The 10,888-nt window shown below is 70.7% G+C and carries 7 protein-coding genes; all 7 read left to right on the top strand.

Annotated elements, in window-relative coordinates; translation table 11 throughout:
- Positions 1–51 precede the first annotated feature (51 nt).
- The 7 genes from AC0682_RS15505 to topA all read left to right on the top strand — a co-directional run bounded on the left by AC0682_RS15505 (position 52) and on the right by topA (position 10,858).
- Positions 52–405 (top strand): STAS domain-containing protein, encoded by a 354-nt coding sequence (locus AC0682_RS15505; RefSeq protein WP_003967428.1) that lies wholly within the window; start codon positions 52–54, stop codon positions 403–405.
- Between the two features lie 224 nt (positions 406–629).
- Positions 630–1,061, top strand: a complete 432-nt coding sequence (locus tag AC0682_RS15500; RefSeq protein WP_478533288.1) for an ATP-binding protein — start codon at positions 630–632, stop codon at positions 1,059–1,061.
- 464 nt (positions 1,062–1,525) lie between these two features.
- Positions 1,526–3,979: a sodium-translocating pyrophosphatase gene (locus tag AC0682_RS15495; RefSeq protein WP_478533287.1), complete on the top strand. Its 2,454-nt coding sequence runs from the start codon at positions 1,526–1,528 to the stop codon at positions 3,977–3,979.
- 363 nt (positions 3,980–4,342) lie between these two features.
- The gene (locus tag AC0682_RS15490) at positions 4,343–4,978 is read left to right on the top strand and encodes a small secreted protein (protein WP_478533286.1); all 636 of its coding nucleotides are present in this window, start codon (positions 4,343–4,345) and stop codon (positions 4,976–4,978) included.
- Between the two features lie 147 nt (positions 4,979–5,125).
- On the top strand, positions 5,126–6,664 hold the full coding sequence (locus AC0682_RS15485) for a DUF7059 domain-containing protein (protein WP_478533284.1): 1,539 nt from the start codon (positions 5,126–5,128) through the stop codon (positions 6,662–6,664).
- Positions 6,665–7,518: 854 nt separating this feature from the next.
- A complete protein-coding gene (locus AC0682_RS15480) occupies positions 7,519–7,716 on the top strand; it encodes a hypothetical protein (protein WP_367891565.1) in 198 nt (65 codons plus the stop codon).
- A 280-nt stretch (positions 7,717–7,996) separates the two neighbouring features.
- Positions 7,997–10,858: a type I DNA topoisomerase gene (gene topA / locus AC0682_RS15475; protein ID WP_478533283.1), complete on the top strand. Its 2,862-nt coding sequence runs from the start codon at positions 7,997–7,999 to the stop codon at positions 10,856–10,858.
- Positions 10,859–10,888 lie beyond the last annotated feature (30 nt).

The following is a 10,888-nucleotide window of genomic DNA, read 5'->3' as shown; positions in this document are numbered from 1 at the left end:
CGTCGGGGAGACCGAGGGGCGACCGCTCGATAGCAAGGTGCTGGAGGATCCGTGGACCTGTCCCTGTCGACTCGCAATGTGTCCGGGCCTGGTGGCGACCGTACGGTCGTCGAGGTCGGTGGCGAGATTGATGTGTATACCGCGCCCAAGCTGCGCGAGCAGTTGGTCGAGTTGGTGAATGACGGCAGCTACCACCTGGTTGTCGACATGGAAGGTGTCGACTTCCTCGACTCCACCGGCCTCGGCGTGCTCGTGGGCGGCTTGAAGCGTGTCCGGGCCCATGAGGGCTCGTTGCGCCTGGTCTGCAACCAGGAGCGCATTCTCAAGATCTTCCGGATCACGGGTCTGACCAAGGTGTTCCCGATTCACACCACGGTCGACGAGGCTGTCGCCGCCACCGACTGAGGTCGGCTTCGACCGGTCCCCGGGCCGGTCGTCAGGCAGCGGATCGGGCCGACAGCGGCAGCGACCGGGCCGCGACGGGCAGGCGGTCGGCCTTCGGGCCGGCTGTCGGTTCCGTCGATCCCGTAGCTGTGGGTTCCGTCGGCCTCCGGAGGAGGAGAGCAGGGGTGCCGGGCTGTGGGCCCGGGGCCTCTGACGCGTACGCCCGAACGTTCCAGGGGGATGGCATGGCCACCGTTGAACTCCGCTTCAGTGCCCAGCCTGAACATGTCAGGACGGCCCGCCTGGTGGCGGCCGCCGTGGCACGCCGGGCCGGTGTCGACGAGGCGGTGCTCGACGAAGTCAGACTCGCCGTCGGTGAGGCGTGCAGCCGGGCCGTCGGGCTGCACCGCAGCCACGGCATCACCGAGCCGGTCAGCGTGGTGCTGACCGAGGAGGAGAAGGCGTTCTCCATCGAGGTCGGTGACGGCGCCCCCGGTCCCGGGAGCGGCCCTGGCGCGTCCGGAGGCGCGGACGAGGCCGATAGCGATGGCGGCGAGGACGAGATGGGCCTCGCGGTCATCAGCGGACTCGTCGACGAAGTGGAGGTCCGGTCCGGTGCGGACGGCGGGACCATCCGGATGAGCTGGCCGACGGCCCTCGCCACGGTGCACCCCTGAGGCATACCGTCCCGTACGGCGTAGCCCGCCCTGCACGGCATGGCCCGTGCTGTGTCGCGCTGGCCCCGTCCCCCTCCGGTGCTGTGCCGTAGGCCCCTCCCCACTGCTCCGTGACGCACGGCGTAGCCCGTGACCGTGGCCTACGGCGGATCATGCCGCTCCGTGCCGGTTTCTCCGGGCCCTGCCTGCTCGGCAGGGCCCTTCTCATGTGTCTCGTACGGGTCCACGCGCCCCCGGCGGCCCGCGTAGCCCGTCCGGCCCGGACGGGCTCGATTCCGCGTCATACGGCAACGCAATTCCTTGCGTAACACGCCCGTCCCATTACTGCATTCGAGGAAGAGTCATCCGTCGATCTTTCGGCGTTGGGGGGAGCGCGATCAATTCTCTTCCGGGCCTCTGTTTTGATCCGGCTCCGCTCCCTACAATCCGTCCACGTCTTGAGCGCTGAGCGTCAAGGAGGACGTATGGCGGAGTTCTTCACCACCCCAATGGCTGCACCGGCCGCAATGGCTGCACCGACGCAGGAATCCGCACTTTCCGACGGGCCCGCCTCCCTCGCGGCGGCGGTCCTCACCGACGACAACCGGCTGATCGTCATCATCGTGGCGGTCGTGGCCGTCGCCGCGCTCATCGTCGCCCGGCTGCTGGTGCGCCAGGTCATGGCGGCCGGCGAGGGCACCGAACGGATGAAGGAGATCGCCGCTGCGGTCCAGGAGGGCGCCAACGCCTATCTGGCGCGGCAACTGCGCACGGTCGGTGTTTTCTCCGTGATCGTGTTCTTCCTGTTGCTGGTGTTGCCCGCCGACAACTGGTCGCAGCGCGCGGGGCGCTCGCTCTTCTTCCTGGTGGGTGCGCTTTTCTCGGCGGCGACCGGATACATTGGTATGCGGCTCGCCGTACGGAGCAACGTGCGCGTGGCCGCCGCCGCGCGGGAGGCGAATTCGGAAGAGGGTGAGCCGGAAAAGGATCTCACCGCCGTCTCGCACCGGGCGACGAAAATCGCCTTCCGTACCGGCGGTGTGGTCGGAATGATCACCGTGGGGCTCGGGCTGCTCGGCGCCTCCTGTGTGGTCCTCGTCTACGCGGCCGACGCGCCCAAGGTGTTGGAGGGCTTCGGCCTCGGCGCGGCGCTGATCGCCATGTTCATGAGGGTCGGTGGCGGCATCTTCACCAAGGCCGCCGACGTGGGGGCCGACCTCGTCGGCAAGGTGGAGCAGGGCATTCCGGAGGACGATCCGCGCAACGCCGCCACCATCGCCGACAACGTGGGCGACAACGTCGGGGACTGTGCGGGCATGGCCGCCGACCTCTTCGAGTCGTACGCCGTGACGCTCGTCGCCGCGCTCATCCTGGGCATGGCCGCCTTCGGCGACTCCGGCCTGGCCTTCCCCCTGATGGTCCCGGCGATCGGCGTCGTCACCGCCATGATCGGGATCTTCGCCGTCGCCCCGCGCCGCGCCGACCGCAGCGGGATGACCGCGATCAACCGGGGTTTCTTCATCTCCGCGGTGGTCTCGCTCGTCCTGGTGGCCGTGGCCGCGTTCGCCTACCTTCCGTCCTCGTACGCCGAACTCAGCGGGGTCACCGACGAGGCGGTCGCGTCCCACGGTGGTGACCCGCGGGTCTTCGCCCTGGTCGCGGTGGCCATCGGCATCGTCCTGGCCGCGTTGATCCAGCAGCTCACCGGCTACTTCACCGAGACCAACCGCCGCCCGGTCCAGGACATCGGCAAGTCCTCCCTGACCGGCCCGGCGACCGTGGTGCTGGCCGGCATCTCCATCGGCCTGGAGTCGGCCGTCTACACCGCCCTGCTGATCGCCCTCGGTGTCTACGGGGCGTTCCTGCTGGGCGGTACGTCGATCATGCTGGCGCTCTTCGCGGTGGCGCTCGCCGGGACCGGGCTGCTCACCACGGTCGGCGTCATCGTCGCCATGGACACCTTCGGACCGGTCTCCGACAACGCCCAGGGCATCGCGGAGATGTCCGGAGACGTCACCGGTGCCGGGGCCCAGGTGCTCACCGATCTGGACGCCGTCGGCAACACCACCAAGGCCATCACCAAGGGCATCGCCATCGCCACCGCCGTCCTGGCGGCGGCGGCCCTCTTCGGCTCCTACCGCGACGCCATCGCCACGGCGGTGGCCGACGTGGGCGCCGGGGCGGGAGAGCTGGGGCTGAGCCTGGACATCTCGCAGCCCAACAACCTGGTCGGCCTGATCCTCGGCGCTGCGGTCGTCTTCCTCTTCTCCGGGCTCGCCATCAACGCGGTCTCCCGGTCGGCCGGAGCCGTCGTCCACGAGGTCCGGCGGCAGTTCCGCGAGCACCCCGGGATCATGGACCGTACGGAGAAGCCGGAGTACGGGCGGGTCGTCGACATCTGCACCAAGGACGCCCTGCGCGAACTGGCCACGCCCGGCCTCCTCGCGGTCCTGGCGCCGATCGCGGTCGGCTTCACCCTCGGCGTCGGCGCGCTCGGCTCGTACCTCGCGGGCGCCATCGCCACCGGCATCCTGATGGCGGTCTTCCTCGCCAACTCGGGCGGCGCCTGGGACAACGCCAAGAAGCTCGTGGAGGACGGGCACCACGGCGGGAAGGGCAGTGACGCGCACGCCGCGACCGTGATCGGTGACACGGTCGGTGACCCGTTCAAGGACACGGCGGGACCGGCGATCAACCCGCTCCTGAAGGTGATGAACCTGGTCGCGCTGCTCATCGCCCCGGCGGTCGTGCAGTTCAGCTACGGGGCGGACGCGAACCCCTGGGTGCGGGCGGTGGTGGCGCTCTTCGCCATCGCCGTCATCGTCGGCGCGGTGTACGTCTCCAAGCGGCGCGGCATCGCCGTGGGCGACGACGACAGCGGTGGCCCCGGGGGCGGCGGCCCGTCGCTCCCGTCACCCGATCCCGCGGCGGCCTCGTGAGGGGGGTGCGTGGGGGCAGGTACGGAAGGGGGTCCGCCGCTTCCGAACCATCCGGGCTCCCCGGCTGACGGAAGGTCACTTGATGGTCGGGCGGTACGTGTTGAAGGACCGCCCGCCCGCTCGTGACCCCAAGAGGTGGCCGGCCCTCAGGAGGGACCGGCGCCCGCGGGGCGGGCGGTGGCCGAAGACCACCGTTCCGGTGAGTGACCGTACGGGTGTCGGATTCTCCGGCAGAGTGGCATCTCCCTCATTTCCCTTGGTGCAAATGGCTTCAAAAGAGGGCGTATCAGATGCTCGACACCCGGATGGAGCCCCCTCGGCGTGTAAGTTCCGGGGCCGAGAGCCTTGGAAGGGACCCATCCGGTGAACAAGAAGCTTGCGGCCGCCCTGTCCGGCGGTGCGGTACTCGTACTGACCCTGTCGGGCTGCAGCGACGACAGCGGCGACAAGGTGAACGACTGGGCCAAGAACGTCTGCGACCAGTTCCAGCCCCAGCTCCAGAAGATCATCGACGCCAACGCCTCCATCAAGCGGCAGACTGCCGACAACAGCAAGCCCGCTGATGTCAGGGAAGCCGACTCGATCGCCTTCCAGCAGATCTCCCAGGCGTACAAGGAGCTGGGCGCGGCTGTGGAATCGGCCGGTCCGCCGCCGGTCGACGATGGCGAGACCACGCAGAAGGAAGCCGTGAAGGAGCTCAACGACGCCTCCAAGGCCTACGCGGCCCTGAAGGTCAAGGTCGAGGGCATCGAGATCAAGGACCAGGCGAAGTTCGCCGACGGCCTCAAGGGCATCGCCGAGGAGCTGCACAAGATCAGCACCAACGGTGACCAGGCGCTGAAGAAGCTGGAGTCCGGTGAACTGGGCACCGCGATGGCGAAGCAGAAGGGCTGCCAGAAGCCGACGCCCTCGACCGGGCCCGCCAGCCCCGGGGGATCCGAGGCGCCGGACGCGGCTGCCACCCCCTCGGCCTCGGCTTCGGACGAGAAGAAGGCGTAACCCGCGGAGAAGAAGGCGTATCCCGCTGTTTTCGGGGAGACCCGGGGGCCTGGGGGCCGGCGGAACGGCTCCGACGCGCGGCGGCCCGGGCACCCGGTGGGTGTCCGGGCCGCTGCCGTTGTCAGCGGGACCGGCCACAATGGTCGGGTGAGTGAGACCAGCCTTCCCGTGACCGACCACACTGCCGCCCTCCGCGAGGCGCTGCTCGCCGCGGACTTCACCGCCGACGGCCTCCTCGACCGGCTGGGCGCGGCCGCCTACGCCGCGCTCGCCCGCAGCGAGACGGTTCCCGCCCTGCGCGCCACCCGGGGCGTGTCGCCGCTCGACACGCTGGTCCGGCTGTTCCTCCTCCAGCGCCCCGTCCCCCAGGAGCAGGCACGCGCCGCGCTGCCCCTGGAGGAGTGCGTCCAGGACGGCTGGGTGCGTGTCCAGGACGGCCAGGTCCGCGCCACCGTCGATGTACGGCCGTACGGCGGGCCGGACGGCGAGGACTGGTTCATCGTCTCCGACCTCGGCTGCGCGGTCGGCGGTGCGGGCGGCATCGGCTCGCGCGAGGAGGGCGTCGTCCTCGGCGTCGGCGGGGCCTCCACCACGCTCGCCTCCATCACCGTCCGTACGCCGGTCGCTTCCGCCCTCGACCTCGGTACGGGCTCCGGCATCCAGGCGCTGCACGCCGCCCAGCACGCCACCCGGGTCACCGCCACCGACCTCAACCCCCGCGCGCTGGAGTTCACCGGCCTCACGCTCGCCCTCTCCGGCGCCGTCCCCGCCGACCTGCGCGTGGGCTCCCTCTTCGAGCCGGTCGGCACCGAGACCTTCGATCTGATCGTCTCCAACCCGCCCTTCGTCATCTCGCCCGGCGCCCGCCTGACCTACCGGGACGGCGGCATGGCCGGCGACGACCTGTGCCGCACGCTGGTGCGGCAGGCGGGCGACCATCTGAACGAGGGGGGCTACGCCCAGTTCCTCGCCAACTGGGAGCACGTGGAGGGCGAGGAGTGGCAGGACCGGCTGCGCGCCTGGGTGCCCGCCGGGTGTGATGCCTGGATCGTCCAGCGCGAGGTCCAGGACATCACGCAGTACGCCGAGCTGTGGCTGCGCGACAGCGGCGACCACCGCACCGACACGGCTGCGTACGCCGAGCGGTACGAGGCCTGGCTCGACGAGTTCGAGGCGCGCGGCACCACGTCCGTCGGCTTCGGCTGGATCACCCTGCGCAGGTCCGCCGCCGCGGCCGAGGGGCGCCCCTCGATCGTTGTCGAGGAGTGGCCGCACGCCGTGCAGCAGCCGCTGGGCCGGGCGGTGGAGGAGCACTTCGCCCGCCAGGACTATCTGCGTGACCAGGACGACGCCGCGCTGCTCGCCGCGCACTTCACCCTCGCCGCCGAGGTGGTGCAGGAGCAGGTGGGGCTGCCCGGGGCGGAGGATCCCGAGCATGTGGTGCTGCGCCAGCACCGCGGGATGATGCGGGCGACCAAGGTCGACGCGGTGGCCGCCGGGTTCGCCGGGGTGTGCGACGGTTCGCTGCCCGCCGGGCGGATCCTGGACGCCATCGCCCAGCTGATGTCCGAGGACCCGGTGCTCCTGCGCGACCGCACCCCCCAGGCCATCCGCCTCCTGGTCGAGGAAGGCTTCCTGGAGCCGGTGCCGGCATCCGGGACCGTACGGGGGGAGGGCCTGGCCTGAGGGGCCGTCACGGGCGAACGGGCTTTGGGGAGCGGCACATGGGCGGCACCTCTGGCCCCCTTGGTTCGTAGGGGCGGCCGTACCGGCCCTACGCCCTGGGCCTCTTGGGGCGTGCGTCCTGCGTGTCCCGCGTGGCCGACGCCCCACCTCTCTCCGCCGCTCTCCGCCGCGAAACATGGCGCCCGGCCCCGGTCGCCGTGCGCGTCCACGGTGGCGCGACGGCGCTCTCTGGTGACCGCGGGTACGGCCCGCCGGGACCCGACCGCCCCGGCCCTGCCGCCACACTCCGCTCCGGACCAGGACGGCGCTGCCCTCCGCTCCCGACACCTCACTCACCAGCCTCTTCGCGCCAGCCGCCGTCTCGTACCCTCCCGCACTGCGGATTCCGCTCACGGATTCGCGGGTGGGCCGCCGGACCCCCTACCGGTGCTCCTCGCGGCTGCGGGCGAGGGCTCGGTGCACGGGGCCGTACCACGGGAGTCCGGGCCCCGTGCCGGTGACGTGCCCCTGACCGCCGATGTGGCCGGATCCGTACGGCGTACGGCGACATCGGCGGATGCCGGCCACGGCGCATGCCCGCACCGGGGCTTCCGGCACCGGTGCGGGAGAGCCCGGCGCGTGCAAACGCCGGTGTACAGCGCTACCGGGCGCGGGTTGACACCGGCGCGCGCCGAGGCGCCCGGTCCCACCCGGAGCGGACTGACGGCATGTGACGGCTCAGATACTCCCGGTGGGAGTGTGCTGTTCACCCGGGGTTCGTGTCGGCGACGCTCCGGGGTGGCAGTCTCCCTCATGGTCGAGCAGCACGGCGGGCTCGGGTGGTACGAGGGGTCCGGAAGGTCGAGAGGTACGTCATGGAGAGTGTCGCAGCAGTCTTCGCGGGCACGGCCTTCGCACTGTTCGGTGCCGCCCTCCTCGTCTGGACCGGGGCGCGCGCCCTGCACCGTGCGCCGGTGCTGCACGGTGTGAGCCCCGTCGCCTCCACCGCACTGACGACCCTCTTCGGCGTACTTTTCCTCGCCCTCGGCGTCTGGTGCTTCACGCTCGTCTGACCCCGCCCCCGGCCGGGGGCGCGCCCCGGTCCAAGGGCTGCTCCGCGGGCGCTTCCACCCCTTGCGGATATCCGTAGGCCGGGGCTTCGCGCGGCGCGGACCCGACGGTCCGGGCGGCAGGAATGGCGGAAGTCGGGTTACCGTTCGAGTGGCCGTTGCGGGCTTTTGCCGTTTGACACGGGGGCGGGTTGTACCGTCACACTCCGCAGCGACAGCACCGCGGAAGCGCTTCGGCGCTGCCCGGATGCCCATCGAGTGTCGACCGGAGAGAAGAGCGAAGTTGTCCCCGACCAGCGAGACCGCACAGGGCGGCCGCCGACTCGTCATCGTCGAGTCGCCTGCCAAGGCGAAGACGATCAAGGGCTATCTCGGCCCCGGATACGTTGTCGAGGCGAGCGTCGGGCACATCCGCGACCTCCCGAACGGCGCGGCCGAGGTCCCGGACGAGTACACCGGCGAGGTCCGCCGCCTCGGCGTGGACGTCGAGCATGACTTCCAGCCCATCTACGTCGTCAACGCCGACAAGAAGGCCCAGGTCAGGAAGCTCAAGCAGCTGCTGGCCGAGTCCGACGAACTCTTCCTCGCCACCGATGAGGACCGCGAGGGCGAAGCCATCGCGTGGCACCTCCAGGAAGTCCTGCGGCCCAAGGTCCCGGTCCACCGGATGGTCTTCCACGAGATCACCAAGGACGCGATCCGGGCCGCCGTCGCCAACCCGCGCGAGCTGAACCAGCGCATGGTCGACGCCCAGGAGACCCGCCGTATCCTCGACCGCCTCTACGGCTACGAGGTCTCGCCGGTCCTGTGGAAGAAGGTCATGCCGAAGCTGTCGGCGGGCCGCGTCCAGTCCGTGGCCACCCGTCTCGTCGTCGAGCGGGAGCGTGAGCGCATCGCCTTCCGCTCCGCCGAGTACTGGGACCTGACCGGCACCTTCGCCACCGGCCGTGCCGGGGGCGCATCCGACCCCTCGACCCTCACTGCCCGCCTCAGTGCGGTCGACGGCCGCCGCATCGCCCAGGGCCGCGACTTCGGCCCCGACGGGCAGCTCAAGGCCTCTTCCGCCCAGACGCTCCACCTGGACGAGGCGAACGCCCGCGCCCTGGCCGCCGCGCTCGCCGACTCCGCCTTCGCGGTCCGGTCCGTCGAGTCGAAGCCGTACCGACGCTCCCCGTATGCCCCCTTCCGTACGACGACCCTCCAGCAGGAGGCGAGCCGCAAGCTGGGCTTCGGGGCCAAGGCGACCATGCAGGTGGCGCAGAAGCTGTACGAGAACGGCTTCATCACCTACATGCGTACGGACTCCACGACCCTCTCCGACACCGCGGTCGCCGCGGCCCGGGCGCAGGTCACCCAGTTGTACGGGGCGAACTACCTCCCCGAGAAGCCGCGTACGTACGCCGGCAAGGTCAAGAACGCGCAGGAGGCGCACGAGGCGATCCGCCCCTCCGGTGACCGCTTCCGCACGCCCGGCGAGGCCGGGCTCACCGGCGACCAGTTCCGGCTGTACGAGCTGATCTGGAAGCGGACGGTCGCCTCCCAGATGAAGGACGCCACCGGTAACTCGGTCACCGTCAAGATCGGCGGCCGGGCGAGCGACGGCAGGGACGCCGAGTTCTCCGCCTCCGGCAAGACGATCACCTTCCACGGCTTCATGAAGGCGTACGTCGAGGGTGCCGACGACCCGAACGCCGAACTGGACGACCGGGAGCGCCGCCTGCCGCAGGTCGCCGAGGGCGACGCGCTGACCGCCGACGAGATCACGGTCGACGGACACGCCACCAAGCCCCCGGCCCGCTACACCGAGGCCTCGCTGGTCAAGGAGCTGGAAGAGCGCGAGATCGGCCGCCCGTCGACGTACGCCTCGATCATCGGGACCATCCTGGACCGCGGTTACGTCTTCAAGAAGGGCACCGCGCTCGTCCCGTCCTTCCTCTCCTTCGCCGTGGTCAACCTGCTGGAGAAGCACTTCGGCCGGCTCGTCGACTACGACTTCACCGCCCGCATGGAGGACGATCTCGACCGCATCGCGCGGGGCGAGGCCCAGTCCGTGCCGTGGCTGAAGCGCTTCTACTTCGGAGCGGCCGGTTCCGGCGACGACCCGGCCGGTGCGGGCTCCGCATCCGACGCGGGCAACGGCGACGGCGACCACCTCGGCGGCCTGAAGGAGCTGGTCACCGACCTCGGCGCGATCGACGCCCGGGAGATCTCCTCCTTCCCCGTCGGCAACGACATCAAGCTCCGCGTCGGCCGCTACGGCCCGTACATCGAGCGGGGTGAGAAGGACGCCGAGGGCCACCAGCGCGCCGACGTGCCCGAGGACCTGGCCCCGGACGAGCTGACCGTCGAGCTGGCGGAGGAGCTGCTGGCCAAGCCGAGCGGCGACTTCGAGCTGGGTACGGATCCGGTCAGCGGCAACCAGATCATCGCCAAGGACGGCCGCTACGGCCCGTACGTCACCGAGGTACTGCCCGAGGGGACGCCGAAGACCGGCAAGAACGCGGTGAAGCCGCGGACCGCCTCCCTCTTCAAGTCCATGTCCTTGGACACGGTCACCCTGGAAGACGCCCTCAAGCTGATGTCGCTGCCGCGCGTCGTCGGTGAGGACGCCGAGGGCGTGGAGATCACCGCGCAGAACGGCCGCTACGGCCCGTATCTCAAGAAGGGCACCGACTCCCGGTCGCTCACCTCCGAGGAACAGCTCTTCGACATCACCCTCGAAGAGGCTCTCGCGATCTACGCCCAGCCCAAGCAGCGCGGCCGGGCCGCGGCCAAGCCGCCGCTCAAGGAGCTGGGCACCGACCCGGTCAGCGAGCGGCCGGTGGTGGTCAAGGACGGTCGCTTCGGCCCGTACGTCACCGACGGCGAGACCAACGCCACCCTGCGGACCGGCGACAGCGTCGAGGAGATCACGCCGGAGCGCGGTTACGAGCTGCTCGCGGAGAAGCGCGCCAAGGGGCCCGCCAAGAAGAAGACGGCGAAGAAGGCCCCGGCGAAGAAGGCGACGGCCAAGAAGACCGCTGCCAAGAAGACGACGGCCACCAAGACCGCCACGGCCGCCAAGAAGACCGCTGCGAAGAAGACGACGGCCAAGAAGGCCACGGCCAAGAAGACCGCTTCCGCGGCTGCTCCTGCTGAGGACTGACCGCTCCGGCGATCGCGTGACGCTGCCCGG

The organism is Streptomyces sp. NPDC043746 (assembly GCF_056436485.1).
Note: the sequence above shows the minus strand (reverse complement) of the source record. Positions and strands in the feature narration are given on the sequence as shown.

Bases quoted from the DNA above. Each gene is read 5' to 3' on its own strand.
- AC0682_RS15500 (WP_478533288.1), top strand. From the start codon at position 630: ATGGCCACCGTTGAACTCCGCTTCAGTGCCCAGCCTGAACATGTCAGG.
- AC0682_RS15480 (WP_367891565.1), top strand. From the start codon at position 7,519: ATGGAGAGTGTCGCAGCAGTCTTCGCGGGCACGGCCTTCGCACTGTTC.
- AC0682_RS15495 (WP_478533287.1), top strand. From the start codon at position 1,526: ATGGCGGAGTTCTTCACCACCCCAATGGCTGCACCGGCCGCAATGGCT.